The following is a 22,630-nucleotide window of genomic DNA, read 5'->3' as shown; positions in this document are numbered from 1 at the left end:
ATGCCTCCTAGTTTTTCTGTACGAATGATAGACCGTTCATGTCTACCTCATAAGTTCCGTACGGTTGCTCTAAGTAAACAGAGCCGGCACTCATTAAGTAAATTCCACGCACACCGCTAGTACCATCTGTCTTAACACAAGCGGTTCTAAACGTGGAAGCTGGAGCATACCCTACTGGCAACGAGAATACGGAAACGCCTTGTGTGCCTGTTAAGGTGCCCTTGAATTCAACTCTCCCAAATTCATTTTTACGGTACTGAATTGTTCCAGTAGCGCCGTTTGTCAATGTCGGCGTAATCCACGCTTCTTGCGCCTTGTTTGCCTTTTCCTGATACAATGTTTCGATCGTCTGGATCGGCTTCACACCATCAAACCATGAGTTCGGGAATCGTGCCATCAATCTATCCATCTCGGCAAGCGTGGGCTCTTTTCCGGCTCCGAATGTGGCGGTTAGGTCGATTGCTGAAACATAACTTATTTGTACCGCGCTACCATTAGCTGTAGCGGCATCTACATAACTATGCCTTAATCCCAGCGCACCAACCGATCCGGTTGGAGTATAAATTCCGCTAAGCCTATACGGAGTATTAATAACCGGGTTTAAGACACTGGCGATAGTTGTTCCCACACTTGTTAGGTAGGTTTCTATTTTTTGGCATACAGAGGAAAGCACTTTAATTGTCGCGACAATGTAGTACTTATGATTGTTTTCTAGTATTGGAGATGTATATAAACGTGGTGTTGCGCTATTCGAATCCCCTGTCGATGTTAATAGGCTATTTGATACCGCGGAAGTTCCTGCAACCGTCGTCCATCCCGTTGTACCATTTGAGAAATCACCGTTAGAAACCCCATTCCTCGCTTCAAACTCCGTCCGTGCATCAACGGCCATCAGCTTATTCAGCGTTGCATTTGCTCGGAATAGATTCGCCGTTCCGTTGAACCATGAGTTCGTGAACTTCGCCAGGATGCCATCCATCTGTTCGGCTGTTGGTTCGTTGCCTTTGCCAAATGTGGCGGTTAGGTCAATTGCGAATGCGTTTTGCAACTCCATAACTTTACCCAAAGCCGTTGCAGCGTCTGCATATTGATGTTGTAGGAACATTCTGAGATTTACAGTTTGAGTTGTTGGTGTGCAGATACCGCTAAGTGCATACCATTGATCTCCGATCGGATTATTAACAGTCGATAACGATGCTATTGATACAATCGGGGACGATCCATAAGTTAGAAGTTCAAGTTTATTCGCCAATGTAGAACGAACCCTAGCATTAACGCGGACGTAGTATTTATTACCATTTGTCAATAGCAGAGACGTATTCTGTGCCACACTTGCACTTTGGTTGGTGCCGTCATTAGCCAAACTAAGTATGTTATTCGCTGCAGATAAAGTACCAGCCCATGGAGTCCATCCAGTAGTACCGTTGCTGAAATTACCATTTGACACTCCGTTATTCCCCATCGTTGTTGTATCTGCCTCAACATCTTCAAACCGTGCATCCACATCCGCGAACGTCTTGCCTTTAACTGTTGAAATTTTGTTGTTCGCTGTTGCTGTTTCCTCCGCTGTCAGTCGGCCATTAAACCCAGCAACAGTAGCGCTGTCAGCGTCCGCCCTAGTGTGATCGGCCTCGGCTCTGGTATGATCAGTGCCTGCTAACGTATGGTCATTTATCGCTGTGGTGTGATCTGTAGCCGCTTGCTCGCTGTCATCCACCGCAATAGTATGATCGGTCTCTGCACGGCTGTGGTCGGCAGTATATCCGGCAGCACGTCCCGCCTCTGCAAGATCGAATTCTTGCTCGCGGCCTGCTTCCGACGCCGTGAATGTCTGCGTGCGAGAAACCTCTGAAGCATTGAACGTTGCCGTTCTCGAATCTTGAGCGGCCGTGAAATCTGCAGCTCGTTGATTTTGGGTTTCCACAAAGGTGATATTGCGGTCGAACTGAGCGTTATCGAACTGCGCATCTCGCAATAATTCATCTGCAACAAACTGATCAATGTACGCCCGCGCATCCCTTGTTAAAGTGGTCCAGTCGTAAATCATGACTTCCTGGGCGACTTTCGTTTCCAAACCGTTGATGATTTCAAATTCATAAAGTTTAGTGGCGTACTCAGCTTCACCAATTGTTACAATCAGCTGTATTTTTGCAATCCCGGCATGATTTCCTTCGTTTTCTTTTAGTGCATAACTGAATGTGGTCCCGACTAAGCCGACGTCTTCTTTCGGGTTCTGGAAGAAAGAACCATCTCGCATATACAACAACGTCGTAGCCGTGGCGGTTGATAAATCAGTAACACTCATATCAGTTATCTCGAATTGAAATTCGGCAGATCTTAAATCATTTGTATAAACTACGGGAAGTCGCGAGAATTCCACTTTCGGCCTCACAGCTCTCAATTCTACTGCATAGTGTAATATTTTCGGCACTACCATCAAATCACTCCTTTTTTAATTTTTTGCTATAAATGTTATACCAGCAAGCGAGGTGTATGCAGCACTTACTATCTTCGCAACCACATTACCGTTATCATTCACATCAATTCGCCCAGTCCCACTACTGAGAGTGGACGGGAAAAGCTCTTTCAGCCCTGGCCTAAATCCGACTGGCAACGTGAAGAGGACTGTCCCATCCGCTACGCCGCCGTCTTTGATCAATCCGGTAATGTGAACAACGTTGTCCGAATTTTTCCAGTATTCAGCAGCCGCGAACCCATCGCCATAATTAACCCAAGCATTTAGCAGCGTCGGTGCAAAAGTAACCGGCGCCCCGCTGATCAGGGTCCACCCATTAACGGCCGTAACGGATCCATATAGACGGTAAATGTTGCGTGATGTAAGGTCGTGCCAGATGACAGAAAAATCAGTTTCGTGTCTAATTACTTGAACCAATCCACTAGGGCTAGGCTGACCAGTGACGGAACCGAGAACAGCATGATAATAGCCCCCTAGAACGTTCTGCCAATAAAGCAACGTGCCATCTCCGGTTGGTAATGCGATTGTTTCAATCCCACCTGTAAACCAGGTCTTCAGATTATTTTCAAATCCTTCTTTTTCCGCGACTTTTCCGAATGCTAATCCTTTGCCGCCATTGAAATAATCGATCAAAGAAAATGCGGTGGATAGTTGCATCGTTTTTGAAACTTTGTCATCGGTGCTGAAATAATCATTAACTGTGAATTTAATATCCCAGGCATTATTACCACTGATATCCGAAATTATCACATCTGTTTCAATTGTGTACGCCGGACTTGCGATATTTTGATTCGTCCATATTTCGCTTGTAACGGTTTTTTTCGAAATCGTGAATATCTTGTCATTCAGGTTATTCACGGCCGAAACCGTGGCGCCAATAGTCACTTTCGCATATTCCCCTTCATCGTTCGGGGTTCCATCAGATTCGCATCGACTTGCTTTGAGCAATGATAGGACAGGTGCCGAATAAGGCAGCACCGAAATCGTCACGGTCCTGGATGCGGTTCGCCCCCGCGAATCTGTTACGGTATATTTGATGGTTTGGCTTCCAGCAACATTCAGGACCTCGCTCGTCGCATCGTTGGAATTGAAAATTTGCCCGTTCATTTCGATTTTATGACCCACGATAGATGAACATTGCACCCCGCCAACAAACGCGCCTGTGCCGGCCGCCGTTGCTCGGATTTTGGATTTTGATTGCACATAAGCGTTGAATTTCGACGCAAGTCCCTCCACCGCTTCAACATGAGTGACTTGTTCAGCGGAAACCGTTGGGATCACCGATGCCGGAACGTTTGCAGTGAACCACACTTCATTGGTTCCGATGTAACCGCCATTTCCGTTATATGTGTGAACCGTGAATTTCCCAGAATTAGCATTTAAAGTAGGAATCCGCTCGCACCAATCCAAGGGCAAAACAAAATCAAAACTATTCGTGTACCGATCCATACTGCCTATGTCGGTTTTAACATTGCCGATGTCAATCGAAACATAGTGTGTAAAATCTTCACTCGCTCGATTCAAATTCACATGGATATTATCACCGTACTGGATGCCCATCGTCGCCACGGTCGGAACCGATGCGCGTGGGATGGTATTCAGCCAAGCAGAACCGTAAACATCCACAACGCCGATATATGAACCGTTCCACGTGATGTCAAAATTATGAGTAGCGTATATATCGAACCATTTGGAACCATCATTCGTGTGATACACCGTGACCGTATGCGAACCCAGCCATTTCGATTGCCATGCATTGATAGTGGAATTATTCGAAAAGTATTTCGTGTTCCCGTTGATTGATAAGCTCGTGCTGGATGATGTCGCATCATATACGCTCGCCCATGACTGCAAAGAATCGATGTATAGGCGAGCGGTAACGGTCGAGTAATTTTCATTGATGTTCTGCGTAGCGCTCCACTCAACGCGCAGGCGAAACGCGCCATTATTAGAGAAACCCTGTGTAAAGCTGCCTGATAATGCCATGTTTTAGCCCACCCACTTAAATGATAAATTTCCGTTGCTTCTTGGAATGAAAGCGTAATTCCCTATCCGGATGCTAGTCAGTATCCGCGCCTCTGTGATGTAGAAATTGCTGTCGCTCCAATAGGCGACTTCCAATCCGTTCAGAATAAACGCAATACGATCATTTTCTATTTTCAACTTCAGCGGATTGCCTACCTCACCCAGAATGATGTCTCCATCCAGAAATTGGATAAATTTACGGATTTCTGTGAAGGATGCGGAAGTTTCGCCACCTAAATCAGTAATAAACTGCTCCAATGTGCCGAAATCAAACTTAAAAGAATCATTTGTTTGAGTAAATGTCGTGGATACATCAAGTTTGTATTGCTCCAATTCTGATTTGGATGTGTAGGTCTCGGATACGTCCATTCGAATCGCTGATGCAGATTGTTCGATATTCGAATTCAGCGTGGTAACTTGATCTGTGACATAATTTTGAGTTTTTGTGTTCGTTTCGCTGAGGTTATTCGATACGTTTTCGATCGCTTTTTCTGTGTTCAGCTGACTTTCCGAAAAAGTCGCGTAGTTTGTCCCCAGCGTCAGTTTGTTGTTTTGCGGGTTGTCCATGTCGATGGTCAACTTCTGGATCAACATGAATTCATTCAGCTGATGGGCCAGGCTGTTTACTTTTACGTATTCAAAGAAACGAAGTTTGTCTATCTGATCATCCGTCATGGACAAATCGATCGCGGAAACATCAAGCGATACGTTCAGATTGATGCGGCTCGCAAGTTCGGCAGCCGCTTTTGTGAGCAGGTTGCTTCCGATTGTCACGTCATCCCATGTTTTTGTATCAAAAATCCAACCATACGCATCGACAGCCGCTTGATCGTACACGTAATCAATACCGCCATTCACGTCCGAAATGGTCAGGCGCTCATCCGTGTCATTCCCCAGCTTAGCGCCGTAAGGGATCAAAGCTGTTACAATGTCCTGGCCTTTTATTTCTTTGTTCAGGTCCAGCAAATTTTCTCCCAGTTTGATTTCCTGAAGGCTTTGAGCGGTGCTGTCTTCCAGATAATCCATGTAGTTGATGCCGCCTGATCTGCGAATCCTGATATAACCGCCCAACAACTTGATCAGTTTGTCATTAACCACATCCCACGCGCTCGCTGCCGTGATACTCGAACGTGTGATGTAGTCGTTCGGATCAGTCACAGTCACACTCCCCAAAACAAAGCGCTTCGTCTCTTCCACCTGTGCGTTATACTCCATCAGGATATAGCTTAAAAATCCGGACACGCTACCGGAGTAGGTGTACGGCCGAATGATACCATCATTTAAAAAAGCAAGATCCCCTTCGCAGATGACATCCTTCGCATTGTCGAAGTCCTGGACATCATCCAGCACGCGTCCACGGAATACCATATAAGCATCCTGGTAAACTTCGATAGATGATTTCAGCCGTTTGATGCGGTCATACATCGGATGGGATGGGTAGATTTTAAAATCAAATGACCCCGTTTTGTTGACTTCCAACGCTACTTTTTTATCAAAGATAACCAGTTCATCAACCCGGGGGTCGAATAGCAATTCATTGTCGCAATAGACTGTATAAACCACTATAACGCCCCCTCTTGATATTCGAACAATACCGTCGTGCCTTCTGCTCCGGTGATGGTCAGCGCGTTATCGCCATAGCTTAATGCGATATTGGTAAATCGTTGCGTACCGGCGTTCACGCTGATCATCTTGCCATCGAATGCGATCGTTACTGCCGCGCTTGCCGTAATCGTCGGTATTACCCGTTTACGCTCGTTCGTCAAGTTAATTGTTAATGTGCCGCTCGCTCCAATGGTCGCGTTTATTGCCGTTACGTCGTTTTTAAACTTCCATGGCTGACAGGTTGCCTTCACGGTTAAAGTAGCTAGAACGCCGTCATTTTTGAGTGATGTGGCACATCTGCCGATTAAGTAATAGCCGGGTTCTTCTTTTGTTCGGATGGTCCGCTGTTTGCCGTTCAGATATCCAATCATCCACCTCACCAGTTCAACGGAATAAGTTTCCGGCTTAATCGCGAAAATCGCTTCAAACGGTCGACTTTCGTAATGCACTTCTCCGGTCAGCGCTTCGCTAAGATCTAACGCGCCGTCTCCATTCGGTATTTCCACATAGATTTCTTTCGGTTTCGGAGCATCGATAGTGAGCGAGGTAAGGTAAAGCCCCCAGTCACGGAATGATGCTATGCCGTCAAAAAACACTTCGTTCATCTACCTCGCCCCCTCAATCTGTAATCGTTGCCTAGTTGTTTGTCGATTTCGGACCGGATTTCTCCGACCAGTGCGCCGGTGTCCATAACCATCTGTTTGTTTGGATCATAACCCTCGAAAAACTCAGCGATAAGAGCAATAATCGCATCAAGCCTATTTTGGATATTTGTCATCTCGAAGTCCTGAGAATAAATTTGATTACCGGATAACAAATTTTTAGAAAAATCGGCTTCTATGTCCTTGTTCTTAAAGCCATCCAGCTCATCAGCCATCATACTCGATAGTGACGTTATACCCATTTCATCTTGCAGGCTTCCGGCCACTCCGCTAACGGTTTTCTTTACTGTTTCGAATTGATCTTGCAGCCCTTTGTTCAACCCGTTCATAATTGCATTACCAGCCGGTATTAACAGCTTTTTGTCATACGAGATAGGCCCTTTGTTCTTGGCAATCCATCCTGCAATTCCTCCAATAAAGTTCTGAACGCCACTATATGCAGATTTCAAACCGTTTAAGAATCCATTCATGATTGCGGATCCAGCACCACTCAAGCTGATGTTTTTCAATCCATTAAATGTATTTTTAATTCCATCTACGATTCCGGTGATATTCGAAGCAACTCCAGAAATAGTGCTTCTCATACTATTCCAAGCATTGCTCATGCTGCTTTGCAAAGAACCTCCGGCCGTTCCTAATCCGCTGAATATTGATTTAATACCATTGATCACTCCGGTGATCGCGCTACCGGCCAATGAAATAGCTGACTTGATTAAATTCCAAACGGAACTCAATCCGCCGCTCAGCAAACCTCCGGCAGAACTTAACGAGCTGAAAACCGTTTTAATTGTGTTTATTACACTTGAAATAAGGCTTCCGGCCGTAGATATCGCTGTTTTAATATTGGTCCATGCATTGCTTATGATTGTCTTCAACGAGTTTCCTGAGCTGCTTAAGTTGGTGAACATGCCGATCGCTACACCTACCCATTCAGCTACTACTGTTAGCGCTGGTACACATGATTTGAACGCTTCTACAAGCCAAGAAATTACCGGGGTAAGCAGTTCGACAACCGTCCTTATGAAATCGAATGCGGCAGAAACACCAATCAGAACCCCTTTTATAACACCGCCCAAGAACGCGCCGACCACCTGAAGGACCGGCATTAATGCATCAGCTAATACTGCTAGTAGCGGCTGAATCGCGTTCCACATCTTAACAAACGAGTTGACAACCATGTCTATCGCTGGACTAACAATAGACATCATCACGCTAAATGCGTTCGTTATCGCTGGAACGATGGCAGTTATCAGTGTTTGGAGTCCGCTAAAATCCAGCTGAGTGAAAGCTGTAGCAATCTTTGTGATGATCGGGGATACTGCATCCACAACGGTTTGAAACAAGGCTGGCAATTGTCCAAAGACGTTTTGAAAAGCATTCACAATCGGAGAAATAGTAGTCATCACCGTTGCGAGGAGCCCTCCCATTCCTCCTGAAATGCCAATCCCTAAATTATTTAAAAATTCTGTTCCCGCTTGCGTGAATAGAGGTCCGGCCGATTGGAAGAATGTGGCAATGGCGCTTGGTAAAGATTTCAAAATGTTTGATACCATCGGCAAAAAGTTTCCGAAAAAGAAAGTAGAAGTTGTTTCTGCCAACGCTTGAAGTGCAGGTTGTATATCTTGGCCAAGTGACAGGCCGCCCAAAACATTTGAAAATGCCGACTTCATCGAAGCAAGCGAACCGCTAAAAGTTTCTGCGGATTCTCTCGCGGTCGTGCCAGTAATACCCAGTTCTTCTTGGACAGCGTGAATTGCGTTATACACATCATTTAAGTTATTAATATCGTATTCCACGCCTGTTAGTTTAGTAGCATCTGCCAGTAGGCGTTCCATTTCGGCTTTGGTACCGCCGTACCCAAGTTTAAGGTTATCCAGCATTGTATAATTCTGTTTCGCAAACCCTTGATATGCATATTGAATGGATTCCATGCTGGTTCCCATCTTGTTTGCATTATCAGACATGTCAATCAAGGCCATGTTTGCAGTTTCGGCAGCCTTCTCTGTGTCTCCACCCATGGACTGCAGGAGGCTTGCGCTGAAACCCGTTACGCTTTCCATGTAATCATTTGCTGATAATCCGGCTGTTTTATACGCATCGTTTGCATATTGTTTTACTTTATCCGCGCTGCCTTTAAACAGCGTCTCAATGCCGCCTAAGGATTGTTGTAAATTCGCCCCTTCCGACAAAGATGAAGAGATGATTTTACCAAGTGCCACACCTGTTGCGGCGACTGCTGCAGTAGCGGCTACCATTAAGCCGGCGCCAATTTTCATTCCGGCGCTTTTTCCAGCAGTTTCAGCTTCTGGATCCAATTGTTTTTGGATAGATCCGCTAATCCCTTTTGCGGACGGCATGATCTGCACATAGGCTTGCCCTAATTCTGTTGCCAATCTAAATCACCTCCCGCTTTTAGATTTCGCAATAATTGATTCCTTGTGGATTCAAATTCTTCTGCTGAAGCAAACGCGACTTCTTCTTTCCTTTTTTTCGGCAGATTAAGCACTTTTTCCAGGATAGAGATCGGGCGATTTTTACCCTTCTGGCCATCTTTTGTCTGCGCCCAAAGAAGAATACCCAACTTGTCGCTAATTCCGGCCAATAACATAGTTTCGATCGAAGCGGTTTGTTGGCTGAGTTTCATTTTTATTCTGGAATTTTCTCTCAAACCACAAGAAAAAACGGCAACCGTTTGAATTGGCAGCCGTTTGTAATCGTATATTTGGTATGTTTCTGCAAGGTCGCAGATTAAGGATTCCTCGTCTAGATTGATCATTCCAGCGAGGACTAGGAGTTTTTTGTTTCACCTTGATTTTGGAAAATTTCCGTGATTTCTTCTGACATTTTTTCAGTCGGGACAATCCCGTTTTCGGTTCTGAGGTGGTCTTTCAGTTTTTTAGTTTGTTCTTTTCCCAATAACAAATTCACTACGCTAGACAGCACCAGTGGATTCTCTTCTAACTCTCCGATTGCTTCCAGTAATTCGTAGTTGTTCAAGCGGTCTTTATCTAGTTCATACGAAAATCCTGATTTAGTTTTTCCTTTAATCATTGATTACCCCTCCGCCGGTTTCTGGATATACTCATAGTGCGTGTTTCCTTCTTCGTCAGGTAGCGCCTGAATCGTAGTCTCGTATCCGATAGCCTCAGCGTCCCCATATACGATTTCACCGATTTCCGATACCTGGCCATTTGGGACAACAATTCGCTTCAAAACGCCGCCTTTCAGGATCATATCAACCACCAAACAGTGCGCTTCCAGCATTTTCGAATTCGCTTTGATTTGAATACCTGCATCAATCGTTCCAGTCACGTTTGCAGAGCCGTAGACCTCCTTCAGGACATCAACGTTAGTCGCTTCGATCAATGTATAACTAAACGTATCCCCTTTTTCCGTCTGCACCATATCGACAATGTCGCCGCCCCACGCTTTTATAGTTTCCGTAGACGGAGAATTGGCATTGCTCATCCCATCCTCAGAGATATAGCCCAGGCTCTTAAAATCTACTCCGACAGCCGTGAGCGCACTCGTTGGCAAAACTGTTCCTAACGGGGCGGAATAAATCGCTCCACCTACCTTAGGCTTTGCCGTCGATACATTTTCTGTTGTTGACATATACTTTCCCCCTAATAATGTCCGATATCAAATACAGCTTGATACCGGTATTCCTTTGTTGTTGTATCGGTGAAATTGTAGTCGCTGTTTAAGCTGATTCCTCTTATTTCATCCAACCAAATTAAGTTTTCTACTGCATTTTTTACTTTTTCGTTCAACTCAGCTGCAGCATATAAGCTTTTTGCATAACTTTGAAACGCAAAAACAGCAGTCGGCAGATGATTTCTCTTGCCGCTGCTTGTTTTTTCTAAAACAACATAACTTTCGATCGTTGAACTAGGTTTTTCAAGAAAGACCCCAACTTCTAGTTCTAAATCAAGGTGGTTTTTAATAATCGTCTCAATCATTTATTTGACCGCCTTCAGCAATGTGTTGTTATTCAAATTATCTTTTTTAGCTTTTGCAGTTCCGGCGCTAACCATTGCGTTTGCCCTGTTTTTCCCGACAAAAATATCCTGCTCATATCCGTCTCCGCAGCGCTTGCGAATTGCGGACGCATGATCATTCAATGCCGATTGCATTCCGTCAGATTTCATTAATTCAGCCACACCTTTTCGGTTTAACTCAAATTTACTAATCATATCGTTCCACCATCACTTTCTTATTCCATGCAAGGGGGATAAGATCGTCGATTCCTTGCAAAGGAATTCCAAAAACACGCCATTTTTCTCCGAAGAAATGAACTTCTTGATCTTCCCATACATTTTCATCACCTTTAGGAATGGCAAGTGTGTAGACCGCCCTTTTCCCGGTGATTGTGAGTTGGTTAATGACATCTTCAGCGGATGTCGGGCTGACCAGGATGTTATTCACGATTATTTCCTTGTCTTCAAAAATAGGCGCTCCGAATGGGTCCTTACCGGCAAATTCTTTCCCAATCAGAGTCACCGTTATACCTTTAATTATCGCCATAAAGGTTCATCACCCCATATCTCTGTCTTCGCAAACCCAATCTAGCTAATTCTGATTTTTTTATGAATAAGCCGCCGCCAGGAACCAGAAAAGACCCTGAGGCAGAATAGCCCAGGGCGGTCTGGTTGAATTGTGTCATAGGCTCTTGATCTGTGGACGTCATTAATGTTCTGGCAACGATATCGACAGCGACAGACTTAACTACATTTGCATATGCAGCACTCTTTAAGACCATCGCATCCAAGTCCTTGCCGACCTTTTCCGCTTCAACGCGCAATGAGTCGGACACTACCTCAAGTAAAAAACTTGCCCTGTCTGTTTCGTCCTGCTTTAAATAGCGCCACAGCGTTTCCACATCGCTGATTGTTGCAAAAGATGACATAATGATCACTTCCCATTAAGCATTAATTCATATAGCTCTTGTTTCTTTAACCTAGGATCGTACTTAATGCCAAAAGCATCAAGCTCTTGTTTGATTTGCTTCACAGTAATACCGTCAATTCTGTCTGAGCTAGCGTCAATTTCTTCAACGACCTCTTCAACAATTTGCTTTACATCTGGGGTATCCGTTACTTTATCAGGTACATCAGTGTTTACTTTTTCTTCGTTGCTGCCTTGGTCTTCGACTTTTTCTTTTTCTTTATCGCTGGCACGGTCTTCGACTTCAATCCAGTATTTTCCCGAAATGGTAGAGAGGCTGCTTATAACAGCCCCCGTTCGTGTATTTTTATATTTCATAATTACACTCCCTTAACGATCGCAAAGCTCTCGGCATCCATAATTCCCCATCCCAAGTATGTCTCAGAACGCAGGTAGACTTGGTTGTAACCTTTTAAATCTTGGCCAGAGTTGTCAGGATCTCCGTATTTAATAATTTCAAGCGGAATTTGTTTTGCATAACCCCATTTGAAGCTGTCTGCGAAATCTCCCAAAATTACATGGTCGTTATTATATGCAGAAACAGTCGCGTTGATGTCGTTTTTAAGACCATTGATAGATCCTGGATTAGCTCCCCAAGCTAACTCTGGGAACTGTTTGACGTTATTTACCTTATACGCTGCCAAAGCGGCAGAAAACGTTGGTGACATAGCCATACCGCTAATCACTCCACCGGAGGCTTGGACCATAGCAACCGCCGCTTCGATATTATCGTCTGGAGTAGCTGAAGTAAAAGTGACGTTTTGTGTTACGCGGTTATCGAAATGATTTGTACCAATAACGGCAGATGCTAAACCTGATCTAGGGTTAACACCATGCATTGCCATCAAATCTAAACCTTTTGCTAATTTTTTTGCATATCCATCGTTAAAAGATTTGATGATGCTGATTTTTTCTTCATCCGAAGCCAGTAAGAACTCATCAGACACACGCGCGCCGTATTCCACTTTGATCGGAATAATTGTTAATGGTTCGATTGATACGCCGCCGTGTGTTTTTTTACCATTTTCGGCAACAACGTCGATTTCAGAGTCCATAGTAAACGTGAATTCTTTCTGTCCGTTGAAAGGGATCGGCGTTTGTTGAGATAAGACCGCTAGTGAGCTTTTCCCTTTAACTTTATTAATTAAATCTGTTACTAATTCCGGGTCAAATAAATTTCCTCTTGATAATGTCATTGTATTACTCTCCTTCTAAATTTAAATTATCTAATAGTGACTTGTATGCTGCATCTTTTCCTTCTCCGAGTGGCGGTTCCGTACTTCTTAAAGGTGTCGTAGTAGTTTGCTTGCCTACAAACGCAGCTAATCGTTCCGCATCAGCCTTAATGCTATCTTCATCAGTGCCAACCAATCTGTCCGCCAAATCAAACGGCAATCCATTTTGCAAAGCGATTCTTGTACGTAAATTTGCAGTTTCATAGCCTGCTATTTTTGCATTCAGATCAGCTAATGTTTGCTCGTGCGCTTTAGTAGAGGTGCTCGTCTCTTCTATGGTTGCCTGAAAAGCAGCTGCCTTTGTTTCTAATTCTTGTTTTTCCGCCTTAAGGGTTTCGTAGTCAGCGTATTGCTTTTCAATGGACTCTTTTTGACGGCTTAAACGTTCCTGGATAATTCGGTCCAGTTCCTCTTGTGTTTCAATTGATTTAAAATCTGCCATTTTTATCTTCCTTTCTCCCGCTTAACCCGGCGGTATCGGTAATTTTGTATTAAAAAAGCAACGACCATAAAGAATGGCGTCGCTTAATACCTAATTTGTTGTTTTTTCTTCGGCTTCGCGTTATGGCAAGCCCAATGCGCTAACAAAGCACTGTCCATTAAACAAATATCCATATCATCGAATTGCGATTTATATCCAAAACCACCACTTGTGCCAATGTTTCGTTTGTCGCAGTTAGTTACCACCTTATTTAACGAAGGCTGGTCAGCATGGCAAATATTTTTCTGGTATATCCCCTGTTCCCAAGAAGCGTTGGCATTGATGATTTCTTTTACAGTCGGCAATACAGGTGCCTTAAGCCTGAAGTCTTTCATTTCTTTTGTTAAAATGCTCTGCCCGCTTTGACCATCGATTACGACACTTTCAATGTCCGCTTCCTTGAAGAAATTAATGAGCCACTGATTACCATTTCGAATAGATTGACAGTCCAGTGTTTCCACAAAAATTTTGCCAGATAGCGTCTTAACGGCCACGCTCATCGCAACGTTTGCGCCATCGTTTCCGTATTTGACACCAACAAAAAGCGGACCCCTTAAAATCGGCAGCGCCTTAACCTTCAGGTCTTCCCACTCTTTCTTTGATATGGCTGACTTTTGGTTGTACTTCGGCCAATACCCCAGACGTTGGATGTTGTGATCCAGCTCATCTTCGCCGAGTTCCGCCTCGATTTTCCGCTCATTCAGATGGTAACCCATCGAAGGGTTGGAATTGTACCAGGCTTCCACATCATCAATTTTAGTCATATCTTCAACAGACCACTCTGCCCAGCCTGCATATTTCGATTGGCCAAACAAGGTTTTTTCCCGGTAATCAGTAAAGACGGTGCCGCTCGAAACAGGCGTTGGAGGCGTTCCGCACATAATTGTTATCGGATTGCGACTATCGGTAACGGTATACTTCAAAGCTGACTCTTGTTCAGTCGTATACTCTTGCGCTTCGTCGATAACTAAAAGATCAAAACCTTCACCGAGGCCTCCGCTAGATGTCCGCGTTCGGAATTGGATCACTCCGCCTGATTTATAAAGCTCCAACCGCTCTTGCCCCTTGGCCTTGATGGAATTGAAATCTTCACCTTCCACATAACCGGAGTCTTCCAAGTATTTTTTTAACTTTTCGAAAGACGAATGAGATGTGCTGATGCGGTGGGCAGTATGTAAAGTGCTCAATCCGTTTTCAAGCGCCCAAAGTTCAAAAATATAAACAACTTCTGTTTTCCCATTTCGGCGCGGAATTGAATAACCGAATTTTTGATGCACCCATAAGCCATCATCTTCGACTGCCATGATCGCCTTCAGCATGTTCAGCTGCCACTCATAGCATTTGCATTTGGTTTTGTGATAAAAATCTATCGCTTCTTGATAGAGACTTTTGTCATATGGCAAAATTACCGATTGAGTAGGAAATTGATTACCAAGTCTTGCTTTAGTAGTCATGTAAATCCCCTCTCAATCTTGATAGCATGATAACCCTATCGCTGGGAAAAGATGAATTAAATGTTCTAATCCTCTTTTTTTTCTAGCGCAAATCCAGCAATGTTTATCTGATTAAAAATTGCGGATCGCATTTTCCCCGTACTTACTCCAAGGTAATCAAATTTAAGTTCGCTATCGGTATTCTCAAGTTTTTCGACATTCTCAAAATACAAAGTTTCTCCTTTCGGTAGCCAAATCACTAACGTTTGTCCTTTACCCACGCCATCACCTCTTTCATGTTCCGATTTGCATCCTTGCTTTTATCTTTGCGTCTTTTTCGGGATCTACCCACGCTTTTGTCCATACATTTTGGCGTTTTCCTTCTACCGGGTTGTAATCAACGGTGCATCTACATCGCTCATGCCTGCGGTACACATCTTTCGGCTCCTCACCATAATCATAGGTTCCCGCGAGTTTTTGGCACCAATCACACGCGCGCCCGGATACTCTGCGCGTGATTTTTGGTCTTAAACCCGCTTTTGCATGAAAGTTAGCGTTCGCACGAATCGCATCATCTACAATGCTCTGGCTAAAATTGACAATCGGTTCATCCAATAGCCATTTCACTTTTTCGAAATCAGACTCAGATGATATGCGGTTCACAATTCCATCAATCCGATCTTGGCTAATACCAGGAATTTGAGCCTTTAACTTTAAACCTGCAGCATGATTTAGATCCGTTTGCACATCCCCGGCAAAACCAGTGATCAACTCAAAATTCTTTTGCATAGTAGGGTTTAACAATCGATCAGCAATGTTAAAGTACATGTTTCCGTTCGGCAGAACACCGGCCGTTATGTTGGAGCTGAGAACATCGGCGAGTATTTCGCCAACCTCAACAGCAAAGTCATTCACATCGAGATAAGTAGCTTTTTTGACTTTCATAAGCTTTAACGCTTTTTTTAGCTTATCGCTGTTGTATGTCCGTTCGTCAAATTGTAATTGGATTTTCTCCAGCAGCCCAGGGACGATATCATCCATCGGTACCACCTCCTTTCAGGCCAGTCAAATCACGGATTGTTTCTCCGGTGACATATCCAGGGACAGCTTGATTTAGTTTAATCGCTCCGTCACCGACAAGTGTCAGCGTGTTCGCATCTGCTTCGAATAACGGTTCCCACTTCGGACTGGTTTTAACGAATTGACTGCGAGCATATGGGAAATCATCTCGCAAACAAGCGGCTGTGTATGCGACATTTAGCAAACCTGATCCTAAACTACGTTGCGCTTTACGACCTGAAAGCCTCAAATTTTCGTGACTCGCCTTCAACGCTTCTACGCTTGATGGGTTATCTGAGACAAACCCTAAATCATCCAACGTCAAGCCCATTTCCCCGGCGAATCCTGCAGCCGCCGTACGTAGCTGTTCAGTAAATGGAGACATCGATGATGTTGTAAACTGACCGAGCGTCGGTTTATCTCCGTCTTCATCTTTAGTGAACTGCAGCATTGCAGAAACCGTTGCCTTCCAGCTCTCCAGCGGCTCGGCATCATTACTTAAGCCGGTCACATATTTTTGAGGGAATGAATAAAATTCCGCTGTTATGTCCGCTCGTTCAAGCGTTCGTTTAGCGTATCGTTGATAATACATCCCTGCCCTTGAAATCCGCGAACGCCCAAAAGGCCTTGCTTCGTCCGGACGATGAATAACCGGCACCAGCAAGGGGTGCGGAAAGTTATGCGTAACCTCAATATCTTGGATATTTTTATCTTTGTAGTAATAGTTTGTTCGTCCTGGCAAAAAATGTGCTTCTATTGTGGCAGCTCCATTTTCGTCACGATCAAGCACTGCATAGCCATCCGTTAAAAGTCCTGTTATAGGGTCGATGATACCTGTTGCGTCGCCTGCGCCGATTACTTGTAAACGGGGTTCGTCGTTTGCGTTTCTCGAAATATAAACAAACGAACACGAGGCGATCAGTGCCGACAGTACAACATTATCAAAAAAAACATCGGGATTATTCACCTTAAAAATATCGTTTACCTGAAAATCATCATTTCCAAATTCCCGAAACACTAGACGATCGGCTAAGCTGTCAACGCCTTTTGCGCACCAGCCTATAACCGACCGATAACGACTTTGGATCTCTGGCGGAATCGTTATTCCAACCATTTGCTCGTTATGCTTCATTGCATATTGCTTGTAGCGCAAATCCACGCGTAATTTGCGTGCATCGAGCTTTTTTCTTAAATAATCAATGCCTTTTTCGCTCATTATTTTCCTCCTTTCGATTTCGCGCGAGAAAATTTGTACAGTGACGGCGTGAATGGCGAGCGCAGAGGGCGGGAGGGACCCACCCCCTCTTCTGCAGGCCTTTAATCATCTGAATTTGGTTTCTCAGCCCTTGTAAGCGGCCCAATCCATGCTCTGTGGAAGGTTTCTATTTCCCAACACTTGAGGCGCCTCTTGCTTTATTAAAAACATCTTGTCAGACTTCTGCCTGTTGCATGTCCAATGGGCAAGCTGCAGGTTCTCCATGGCAGATGGATGACCACCTTTTGATACGGGAATGATGTGGTCAATGACTGGGCTCAACGGGTCTGGCGCTTTAATACTCACGTCTACTGGTTTACCACAGATGCCACAAGTATTTTGAGTCTTAATTATTATCTTACGGTTCTTATCGAATGCGGATCGGTGTGCTCCTTGTTTATCTAGCCTTACCATGTCCCACTCCTTTCTTTTACCAACCAATTGGGACAACCTGTAACAAGTAATAGAAAAAGAGCAACCACATCAGCAGCTGCTCTTTCGTCGATTTGTTATGCTATTAATATAAACCCTGTAAAGCAAGGAAACCATGCAGCTATTGATATAACAAACTTATTACATTTGATACTTACGCTTTGCATCTTCCCAATCATCCAGAAAGTCCAATCGCCTTCTCAACTCTGCGTGTTTCTGCCTGATGTACCCACTAGAATAATTCAATTCCTCGGCAATGGATTCCAGGCTTTTCCCTTCAACATACTTTTTTTTAAGTATTTGATTTTCATTCCCCTTGAATGTATTGATTAAAAGCATAAGTGATGCCTTCATTTCCTCTCGAAACTTCAGATCACTTTCAATCTTTTGAATGGATTCCTCAACGTGTGCGCCCTTGGATTCGTTTGTGATCCTGACTTTTATCAAGTCACCTTCTTCCCACCTGGCTAGTTCTAATTTTGTTTTGTTTAGGTTCCATTCGAGATAGGCAATTTCTTCATCCAGTTCTCTGTAATCTTTCAGCCATTTGAATTTCGTGACAACTCACCGCCTTATCTGGATTCAAAAGTTAAAACGGCAAATCATCATCTTCAATGTCTACGTGGTCGCCATTGGTACTATTGAATGGATCAGGATAAGAATTAAAATCATCGAATCCTCTTTGCTTCTGATTTGAGCCGTAGCTTCCATTTGTGCTGTGGTTTTGATTTGAATTTGAACTTTGACTATTTACCCGTTCGTTATCGAAACCTCCGCTAACATCGTTTTTTTGCGAAATAAAGGTGATGCTATCAATCACGATTTCTTCTTGTCGGATCTTCTGGCCATCCTTCTCGTAATGATTATTCTGAAGACGTCCGGAGAAAGCGATCTGCGACCCCTTGAAGAAATGCTTATGAATCAGTTCAGCCGTTTTATTAAATGCTTTGCAATTAAACCAGTCAGATATGTATTCCCCGGTTTGTTTATCTTTGAATGGCCTCTTTACCGCGACGCTGAAGCTTACTATCGTTCCGGCTGCGTTCAACTGCGGATCCCGTCCTAGGTTGCCAACCATGTTGATACTATTCATCCAACCACCTCGCTTTCTATGTATTCGATTCTGAAGCCCTTTGGTGGTCTTCTCTCGCCTCTCGCTATTGCCTGGACAGCATCAGCTTTCATGCCTAAGGCTTCTGCTGCCTCTGCTGCGCTACCGAATGCCTGTACAAATTTACCTCTCTTAAAAACAACAACCCGCTTACCATTCTTCGGTGTCGGTTTTCTTGTTTCGGAAGCTTTTGATAGTTCCTGCAGCTTAGTAATTCGTGGGTCATCTTTGGGTAATTTTTCCCAATTTTTGATTTTCTCCAAATCGGCTATATGATCAAGGAGCTCTTTCGATAATGTCATTGGATTTACCTACTCTTTCCCAGACAACCAAGCGGATGCATAAGGCGCAAAGTGTAAACGTGCTTTTTCAAGTTCAGATATTACGGCCGTTTCCTTCACTTCTAACTCCTCTGCAATCTCTTCGTAACTATTTCCATCATCCAACATAAAGAGGATTTCGCGTGGATTTAATTCGATATGTGGTGGCAACGTGAGTGCATTTGTGGACTTGATATAATTGTCCACATCCCCCATTTCGATCAAGAAATTCTTGTAGGATGTGTTTGGACCAAATTCATCCAGAGCCAATTGCTCCTCTTTCACCTCAGTCACCATTCCATTTTGATCCAAAACATATTTCAATTGTGGTTCCCCAGTTTCACGATCGTATGGAATGCGGTAGGAAATCACGCTTGGCTGGATCACCACGTTCACGGCTTCACCAATCAGCTGCGACAGGCTTTCAAATTTGCCGCCCAGGGATCCATTATCAATCGAAAGCACCACTTCTTGTTTACTGCCTTTATTCATTTTCACTGCCTTGATGGTTGGTCGAAATTCTACTGTTTTAGTCATTTGTTTTTTTCCTCCTTCATAAATGTGAGCCAATGTGTTTTACTTCGTTTATTTCCAAAAAGTGGTTGATAAGGAATTGCACTCAAAACATCTTTCAAAGGGACTTGTGCTTCATTCCATTTGAAAATTAATGTACCTGTTGGTTTCAGAACCCTCATACACTCTGACATTCCTTGTCTAATATCATCCGGCCAGTTATCTTTATCCAACTGTCCATACTGAGCTTTCATAATTGAGTTAGGGCCTGCCCACTTCAAATGTGGTGGATCAAAAACAATGAGGTCGTAAATGTCATCATCAAAAGGCATTGACCTAAAATCTGCCACCACATCTGGTTTTACATTTACTTTTTTACCGTGAATTTCAAATGATTCTTCACGAATATCCATATAGGTTGTATTCGGATTTTCTTTGTCGAACCAGAACAATTTGGAACCACAGCAAGCATCTAAGATTTTCACTAACAAACACTTCCCTTCTGTGAGATAATTAAATAAAAATTTATAAAGGTGGTTTTATGTATGAGTTATAGTGAAGATTTAAAACATTTGTTAATAGAAATTGACAACGAATCATTTGATGAGAATAATATCTTTCCTGAATTGAGCAGGGATAGAGTAATGAAAATGTTGAACGATTGTAAGACTCAAGGTTTCATATCGCATGTATCATCTAAACAAAATATAGTTACGGGATATATGGATGGTGGATTTAGTTTGCACCCAACAACATACGTTACTATGCAAGGGAAGCAGTTTGTTGAAGGAAAAGAAAATACTCCTGCACCCTCCCATCAATACAATATAGGCACTGTTCAGGGTTCCCATTTCGGAGACCATGGCACAATAACTAATAACTACGGAGCTTCCATTTCTGAAATAAACTCTTTAATAGAATCAATAACTGATCCTGCAGACAAAGTAGAAGCTGTCCAACTAGTAGAAATATTAGATGCAAAAGAGCCACTTAGACCTGGTTTGTTGAAGAAATTTGATACCTTGTTAGGTAAATATCCTGAACTTGCGAATACGGTAGCTAAGCTGCTTCTTTCCTTTGCCACTGGTTTCATCACTCCACCGCTAGAATAATTCCACTTGTTGTCCTTCAAGCGTGCGAATAGTCATTTCAATACGTGGGTTCTCCGAATAAAATTTTCTGGCAATCAGATCAACCACCTGTCCATCATCCTTCCAGATGATTCCTTTACAGGCGTCAAGCGGTCCTTTTGCATAGTTATCTGAATCTGGCTTCGTTATCGGCCTTAGTAACATTGCTTCAGCAAGTTTTGATTTTTTCTTGCTGAAGCTTTTTAGCATAGGCTTGAATATTAATATCTTCACTTCAAGCGGTCCATCAAGTAATACAACTGGCTTGTGCTGCATGGCATACCGTGCAACCAGTTTTTTGTATGCCGCACTTTCCGGTGGATCATACGCTCTAACAAAAGGCTTTGTAGTAAATTTTGGTCGGCCTTGCGGAACCGGCTCGCCCGGTACTGTGATATTAATTTCCATCGGCATCCACCACTTGTAGCGCGCTCTGTAACGAATTAACGATGTGCAGCGCGACTTCTCTTTTCATGTTGCTGGCAACCATCACTTGGTTTTCTCCTTCAGGATTAAAACCGATGATTAATAGTTCTGGCGAATTATCAAATACCGCCGTGGCTTCCTCCAAAAATCCCGTTTCTTTCTCTGCGAATTCGAATTCATACCCCTTTTTGTCTATCATTCTTCCCGTCCCCCTGTTCTGAATGAATCAGCCAAACTTAGGAACACATCTGCAAAAGCATTTCTTACTCCATCGACTATCCCTTTGACAGTCGATGTGAATTCGTCCCAGTTCTCAATCACATAGGCCGCTTCTTTTTCGGTGTAATAGCGTTTACCATAGTTCCGGATGTAGTGCCGGTCTTCCAAGCTTAAAATCAGTCCGCGCTCTCTATTGGCTTTCGCCCGCTTCACTCTCTTTTTGATCTGGCGCTTATTCATAACGCTTCCCCCTTTCACTCGATGTCGTTCCACGGAAATTCATCCACTCGTTCACTTCTTAAAAAGCGATACCCATTTATGATTAACTCCTTTTCCGTTAAGGGATCGGAGAAAAAGTGCTCCATCCCCACTTCATCGACGTAATAGTAAATTCTCTTCACATACCCACCTCCTTGCCGGTTGATTTTAATTTCGAAATCCGTTCATTTAACACTTGTTGCTGTTCTGGACTCAATGGCGTTTCTTTGATTTCTGATTTAGTATCACTGGCCCATTCCGGCAACTCTTCTTTTTTGGCGTTCTGTTGCCAGGCGTTTTTCTTAACAGGTTGCAATGCCTGGACTTTCATATGATCATATTTTTCTCGAAGCTTCGCGGTAGAAAGGATATTCCCTTTCCAGAAATCATGCGATTGGGACCATATGATCATATTTTTAACCTGCTCCTCTTTACGCCCATCCAGCTCGACCATCTTCCGAACGTCATCAGACCACTTTTGCAAGTCTGGTTTCTTCACATCCGGATTATTCTTTTTCATCTCTTCAAACAAGAAGACAGACAGCTGATAATAATTTGAATCAACGTCGTAAGTCCGCTTTGCGGATTTGCGACTATTATCTTTTATATTCTTATCATTCTTATCATTCTTTTCATTCTTGATTGTTGACACTGGCTTGACAGTCGCTTGACGACCGCTTGACACTTGATTGTCATTCGCCTGATATTCATTCCAGTTTTTTATTGTAATGACGCTATATTTCGTGGTTGATTTGATTGACAACATTTCTTCTTTTTCAAATTTTTTGAGCCATCTCCATAACGTGCGCCCGACAACTTGATTGTCACTCGACACTCCTTCGTTGAATTCTTTTGCGATAGCGTGGCCTCCGGTGACGAATTCACCGCTTGACACGTGAACTTCCTGACCGTTAAATAAAAACTTGTTTCCACTGTGACTAGCCTTCATCAAACAGAGCAACCAAAGCTTCAGCATATTTGGATTTGTCCAAACGAATGAATGAGTTATTTTTCTATAGAGTTTTATATAACCAATATCCATT

General features: G+C 43.5%; 31 protein-coding genes. 1 reads left to right on the top strand and 30 read right to left on the bottom strand.

Annotated features, from left to right (window positions below; all coding sequences use genetic code 11):
- Positions 1-7 precede the first annotated feature (7 nt).
- The 25 genes from AC0J5I_RS11550 to AC0J5I_RS11430 all read right to left on the bottom strand — a co-directional run bounded on the left by AC0J5I_RS11550 (position 8) and on the right by AC0J5I_RS11430 (position 20,045).
- Positions 8-2,437: a hypothetical protein gene (locus tag AC0J5I_RS11550; RefSeq protein WP_475299918.1), complete on the bottom strand. Its 2,430-nt coding sequence runs from the start codon at positions 2,435-2,437 to the stop codon at positions 8-10.
- Between the two features lie 15 nt (positions 2,438-2,452).
- On the bottom strand, positions 2,453-4,462 hold the full coding sequence (locus tag AC0J5I_RS11545) for a DUF859 family phage minor structural protein (RefSeq protein WP_475299917.1): 2,010 nt from the start codon (positions 4,460-4,462) through the stop codon (positions 2,453-2,455).
- A 3-nt stretch (positions 4,463-4,465) separates the two neighbouring features.
- Positions 4,466-6,064: a phage tail spike protein gene (locus AC0J5I_RS11540; RefSeq protein ID WP_475299916.1), complete on the bottom strand. Its 1,599-nt coding sequence runs from the start codon at positions 6,062-6,064 to the stop codon at positions 4,466-4,468.
- A complete protein-coding gene (locus AC0J5I_RS11535) occupies positions 6,064-6,711 on the bottom strand; it encodes a hypothetical protein (protein WP_475299915.1) in 648 nt (215 codons plus the stop codon). The genes AC0J5I_RS11540 and AC0J5I_RS11535 overlap by 1 nt, the downstream gene beginning before the upstream one ends.
- Positions 6,708-9,161 carry a phage tail protein gene (locus AC0J5I_RS11530; protein WP_475299914.1) on the bottom strand — a complete coding sequence of 818 codons (2,454 nt, stop codon included), beginning with the start codon at positions 9,159-9,161 and terminating at the stop codon, positions 6,708-6,710. The genes AC0J5I_RS11535 and AC0J5I_RS11530 overlap by 4 nt, the downstream gene beginning before the upstream one ends.
- Positions 9,146-9,544: a DUF5361 domain-containing protein gene (locus tag AC0J5I_RS11525; RefSeq protein ID WP_475299913.1), complete on the bottom strand. Its 399-nt coding sequence runs from the start codon at positions 9,542-9,544 to the stop codon at positions 9,146-9,148. Before AC0J5I_RS11525 ends, AC0J5I_RS11530 begins: the two co-directional genes overlap by 16 nt.
- Positions 9,545-9,555: 11 nt before the next feature.
- Entirely contained in the window at positions 9,556-9,819 is a 264-nt protein-coding gene (locus AC0J5I_RS11520; protein ID WP_475299912.1) for a hypothetical protein, read from the bottom strand.
- Between the two features lie 3 nt (positions 9,820-9,822).
- A complete protein-coding gene (locus tag AC0J5I_RS11515; RefSeq protein WP_475299911.1) occupies positions 9,823-10,383 on the bottom strand; it encodes a phage tail tube protein in 561 nt (186 codons plus the stop codon).
- An 11-nt stretch (positions 10,384-10,394) separates the two neighbouring features.
- Complete coding sequence (locus tag AC0J5I_RS11510) at positions 10,395-10,730, bottom strand: hypothetical protein (RefSeq protein WP_475299910.1); 336 nt, start codon at positions 10,728-10,730, stop codon at positions 10,395-10,397.
- Positions 10,731-10,964 carry a hypothetical protein gene (locus AC0J5I_RS11505; RefSeq protein ID WP_475299909.1) on the bottom strand — a complete coding sequence of 78 codons (234 nt, stop codon included), beginning with the start codon at positions 10,962-10,964 and terminating at the stop codon, positions 10,731-10,733.
- Complete coding sequence (locus AC0J5I_RS11500) at positions 10,957-11,295, bottom strand: hypothetical protein (protein WP_475299908.1); 339 nt, start codon at positions 11,293-11,295, stop codon at positions 10,957-10,959. The genes AC0J5I_RS11505 and AC0J5I_RS11500 overlap by 8 nt, the downstream gene beginning before the upstream one ends.
- Positions 11,282-11,677, bottom strand: a complete 396-nt coding sequence (locus AC0J5I_RS11495; protein ID WP_475299907.1) for a phage Gp19/Gp15/Gp42 family protein — start codon at positions 11,675-11,677, stop codon at positions 11,282-11,284. Before AC0J5I_RS11495 ends, AC0J5I_RS11500 begins: the two co-directional genes overlap by 14 nt.
- Before the next feature lie 5 nt (positions 11,678-11,682).
- The gene (locus tag AC0J5I_RS11490) at positions 11,683-12,033 is read right to left on the bottom strand and encodes a hypothetical protein (RefSeq protein ID WP_475299906.1); all 351 of its coding nucleotides are present in this window, start codon (positions 12,031-12,033) and stop codon (positions 11,683-11,685) included.
- A gap of 2 nt (positions 12,034-12,035) precedes the next feature.
- The gene (locus AC0J5I_RS11485) at positions 12,036-12,911 is read right to left on the bottom strand and encodes a phage major capsid family protein (RefSeq protein ID WP_475299905.1); all 876 of its coding nucleotides are present in this window, start codon (positions 12,909-12,911) and stop codon (positions 12,036-12,038) included.
- 4 nt (positions 12,912-12,915) lie between these two features.
- The gene (locus AC0J5I_RS11480; RefSeq protein ID WP_475299904.1) at positions 12,916-13,392 is read right to left on the bottom strand and encodes a capsid assembly scaffolding protein Gp46 family protein; all 477 of its coding nucleotides are present in this window, start codon (positions 13,390-13,392) and stop codon (positions 12,916-12,918) included.
- A gap of 83 nt (positions 13,393-13,475) precedes the next feature.
- A complete protein-coding gene (locus AC0J5I_RS11475; RefSeq protein WP_475299903.1) occupies positions 13,476-14,885 on the bottom strand; it encodes a DEAD/DEAH box helicase family protein in 1,410 nt (469 codons plus the stop codon).
- A gap of 65 nt (positions 14,886-14,950) precedes the next feature.
- Positions 14,951-15,145: a hypothetical protein gene (locus AC0J5I_RS11470; RefSeq protein ID WP_475299902.1), complete on the bottom strand. Its 195-nt coding sequence runs from the start codon at positions 15,143-15,145 to the stop codon at positions 14,951-14,953.
- A gap of 13 nt (positions 15,146-15,158) precedes the next feature.
- On the bottom strand, positions 15,159-15,905 hold the full coding sequence (locus AC0J5I_RS11465) for a hypothetical protein (RefSeq protein WP_475299901.1): 747 nt from the start codon (positions 15,903-15,905) through the stop codon (positions 15,159-15,161).
- The gene (locus tag AC0J5I_RS11460; protein WP_475299900.1) at positions 15,898-17,139 is read right to left on the bottom strand and encodes a hypothetical protein; all 1,242 of its coding nucleotides are present in this window, start codon (positions 17,137-17,139) and stop codon (positions 15,898-15,900) included. Before AC0J5I_RS11460 ends, AC0J5I_RS11465 begins: the two co-directional genes overlap by 8 nt.
- Positions 17,140-17,262: 123 nt before the next feature.
- Complete coding sequence (locus AC0J5I_RS11455; protein WP_475299899.1) at positions 17,263-17,592, bottom strand: HNH endonuclease; 330 nt, start codon at positions 17,590-17,592, stop codon at positions 17,263-17,265.
- A gap of 159 nt (positions 17,593-17,751) precedes the next feature.
- Positions 17,752-18,057, bottom strand: a complete 306-nt coding sequence (locus tag AC0J5I_RS11450; RefSeq protein ID WP_475299898.1) for a sigma factor-like helix-turn-helix DNA-binding protein — start codon at positions 18,055-18,057, stop codon at positions 17,752-17,754.
- A 142-nt stretch (positions 18,058-18,199) separates the two neighbouring features.
- Complete coding sequence (locus tag AC0J5I_RS11445; protein WP_475299897.1) at positions 18,200-18,703, bottom strand: single-stranded DNA-binding protein; 504 nt, start codon at positions 18,701-18,703, stop codon at positions 18,200-18,202.
- Positions 18,700-19,023, bottom strand: coding sequence for a hypothetical protein (locus tag AC0J5I_RS11440; protein WP_475299896.1), 324 nt, complete (start codon positions 19,021-19,023; stop codon positions 18,700-18,702). The genes AC0J5I_RS11445 and AC0J5I_RS11440 overlap by 4 nt, the downstream gene beginning before the upstream one ends.
- Before the next feature lie 9 nt (positions 19,024-19,032).
- On the bottom strand, positions 19,033-19,578 hold the full coding sequence (locus AC0J5I_RS11435; protein ID WP_475299895.1) for a hypothetical protein: 546 nt from the start codon (positions 19,576-19,578) through the stop codon (positions 19,033-19,035).
- On the bottom strand, positions 19,575-20,045 hold the full coding sequence (locus AC0J5I_RS11430; protein ID WP_475299894.1) for a class I SAM-dependent methyltransferase: 471 nt from the start codon (positions 20,043-20,045) through the stop codon (positions 19,575-19,577). Before AC0J5I_RS11430 ends, AC0J5I_RS11435 begins: the two co-directional genes overlap by 4 nt.
- A gap of 54 nt (positions 20,046-20,099) precedes the next feature.
- Between AC0J5I_RS11430 and AC0J5I_RS11425 the strand changes: the two genes are divergently transcribed.
- Positions 20,100-20,666, top strand: coding sequence for a hypothetical protein (locus tag AC0J5I_RS11425; RefSeq protein WP_475299893.1), 567 nt, complete (start codon positions 20,100-20,102; stop codon positions 20,664-20,666).
- Here the strand turns inward: AC0J5I_RS11425 and AC0J5I_RS11420 are convergent.
- Genes AC0J5I_RS11420 through AC0J5I_RS11400 form a run of 5 tightly spaced genes read right to left on the bottom strand, consistent with a single transcriptional unit; the run spans position 20,658 to position 22,629 of the window.
- Complete coding sequence (locus AC0J5I_RS11420) at positions 20,658-21,092, bottom strand: RusA family crossover junction endodeoxyribonuclease (protein WP_475299892.1); 435 nt, start codon at positions 21,090-21,092, stop codon at positions 20,658-20,660. The genes AC0J5I_RS11425 and AC0J5I_RS11420 overlap by 9 nt on opposite strands.
- Positions 21,082-21,309 carry a hypothetical protein gene (locus AC0J5I_RS11415; protein WP_475299891.1) on the bottom strand — a complete coding sequence of 76 codons (228 nt, stop codon included), beginning with the start codon at positions 21,307-21,309 and terminating at the stop codon, positions 21,082-21,084. Before AC0J5I_RS11415 ends, AC0J5I_RS11420 begins: the two co-directional genes overlap by 11 nt.
- A complete protein-coding gene (locus tag AC0J5I_RS11410; RefSeq protein ID WP_475299890.1) occupies positions 21,306-21,569 on the bottom strand; it encodes a hypothetical protein in 264 nt (87 codons plus the stop codon). The genes AC0J5I_RS11415 and AC0J5I_RS11410 overlap by 4 nt, the downstream gene beginning before the upstream one ends.
- A gap of 14 nt (positions 21,570-21,583) precedes the next feature.
- On the bottom strand, positions 21,584-21,730 hold the full coding sequence (locus AC0J5I_RS11405; RefSeq protein WP_475299889.1) for a hypothetical protein: 147 nt from the start codon (positions 21,728-21,730) through the stop codon (positions 21,584-21,586).
- Positions 21,727-22,629, bottom strand: a complete 903-nt coding sequence (locus tag AC0J5I_RS11400) for a replication protein (protein ID WP_475299888.1) — start codon at positions 22,627-22,629, stop codon at positions 21,727-21,729. The genes AC0J5I_RS11405 and AC0J5I_RS11400 overlap by 4 nt, the downstream gene beginning before the upstream one ends.
- Between the last annotated feature and the right edge of the window lies 1 nt (position 22,630).

This window comes from Trichococcus sp. TS_SC_9, assembly GCF_056156325.1.
This window is presented reverse-complemented; position numbering and strand designations above follow the sequence as displayed.

Excerpts from the sequence above, each read along its gene's own strand:
- AC0J5I_RS11550 (WP_475299918.1), bottom strand. The coding sequence starts at position 2,437 with ATGGTAGTGCCGAAAATATTACACTATGCAGTAGAATTGAGAGCTGTG.
- AC0J5I_RS11545 (WP_475299917.1), bottom strand. The coding sequence starts at position 4,462 with ATGGCATTATCAGGCAGCTTTACACAGGGTTTCTCTAATAATGGCGCG.
- AC0J5I_RS11535 (WP_475299915.1), bottom strand. The coding sequence starts at position 6,711 with ATGAACGAAGTGTTTTTTGACGGCATAGCATCATTCCGTGACTGGGGG.
- AC0J5I_RS11525 (WP_475299913.1), bottom strand. The coding sequence starts at position 9,544 with ATGATCAATCTAGACGAGGAATCCTTAATCTGCGACCTTGCAGAAACA.
- AC0J5I_RS11520 (WP_475299912.1), bottom strand. The coding sequence starts at position 9,819 with ATGATTAAAGGAAAAACTAAATCAGGATTTTCGTATGAACTAGATAAA.
- AC0J5I_RS11515 (WP_475299911.1), bottom strand. The coding sequence starts at position 10,383 with ATGTCAACAACAGAAAATGTATCGACGGCAAAGCCTAAGGTAGGTGGA.
- AC0J5I_RS11510 (WP_475299910.1), bottom strand. The coding sequence starts at position 10,730 with ATGATTGAGACGATTATTAAAAACCACCTTGATTTAGAACTAGAAGTT.
- AC0J5I_RS11505 (WP_475299909.1), bottom strand. The coding sequence starts at position 10,964 with ATGATTAGTAAATTTGAGTTAAACCGAAAAGGTGTGGCTGAATTAATG.
- AC0J5I_RS11500 (WP_475299908.1), bottom strand. The coding sequence starts at position 11,295 with ATGGCGATAATTAAAGGTATAACGGTGACTCTGATTGGGAAAGAATTT.
- AC0J5I_RS11495 (WP_475299907.1), bottom strand. The coding sequence starts at position 11,677 with ATGTCATCTTTTGCAACAATCAGCGATGTGGAAACGCTGTGGCGCTAT.
- AC0J5I_RS11490 (WP_475299906.1), bottom strand. The coding sequence starts at position 12,033 with ATGAAATATAAAAATACACGAACGGGGGCTGTTATAAGCAGCCTCTCT.
- AC0J5I_RS11485 (WP_475299905.1), bottom strand. The coding sequence starts at position 12,911 with ATGACATTATCAAGAGGAAATTTATTTGACCCGGAATTAGTAACAGAT.
- AC0J5I_RS11480 (WP_475299904.1), bottom strand. The coding sequence starts at position 13,392 with ATGGCAGATTTTAAATCAATTGAAACACAAGAGGAACTGGACCGAATT.
- AC0J5I_RS11475 (WP_475299903.1), bottom strand. The coding sequence starts at position 14,885 with ATGACTACTAAAGCAAGACTTGGTAATCAATTTCCTACTCAATCGGTA.
- AC0J5I_RS11465 (WP_475299901.1), bottom strand. The coding sequence starts at position 15,905 with ATGGATGATATCGTCCCTGGGCTGCTGGAGAAAATCCAATTACAATTT.
- AC0J5I_RS11460 (WP_475299900.1), bottom strand. The coding sequence starts at position 17,139 with ATGAGCGAAAAAGGCATTGATTATTTAAGAAAAAAGCTCGATGCACGC.
- AC0J5I_RS11455 (WP_475299899.1), bottom strand. The coding sequence starts at position 17,592 with ATGGTAAGGCTAGATAAACAAGGAGCACACCGATCCGCATTCGATAAG.
- AC0J5I_RS11445 (WP_475299897.1), bottom strand. The coding sequence starts at position 18,703 with ATGAATAGTATCAACATGGTTGGCAACCTAGGACGGGATCCGCAGTTG.
- AC0J5I_RS11440 (WP_475299896.1), bottom strand. The coding sequence starts at position 19,023 with ATGACATTATCGAAAGAGCTCCTTGATCATATAGCCGATTTGGAGAAA.
- AC0J5I_RS11435 (WP_475299895.1), bottom strand. The coding sequence starts at position 19,578 with ATGACTAAAACAGTAGAATTTCGACCAACCATCAAGGCAGTGAAAATG.
- AC0J5I_RS11425 (WP_475299893.1), top strand. The coding sequence starts at position 20,100 with ATGAGTTATAGTGAAGATTTAAAACATTTGTTAATAGAAATTGACAAC.
- AC0J5I_RS11420 (WP_475299892.1), bottom strand. The coding sequence starts at position 21,092 with ATGGAAATTAATATCACAGTACCGGGCGAGCCGGTTCCGCAAGGCCGA.
- AC0J5I_RS11415 (WP_475299891.1), bottom strand. The coding sequence starts at position 21,309 with ATGATAGACAAAAAGGGGTATGAATTCGAATTCGCAGAGAAAGAAACG.
- AC0J5I_RS11410 (WP_475299890.1), bottom strand. The coding sequence starts at position 21,569 with ATGAATAAGCGCCAGATCAAAAAGAGAGTGAAGCGGGCGAAAGCCAAT.
- AC0J5I_RS11400 (WP_475299888.1), bottom strand. The coding sequence starts at position 22,629 with ATGGATATTGGTTATATAAAACTCTATAGAAAAATAACTCATTCATTC.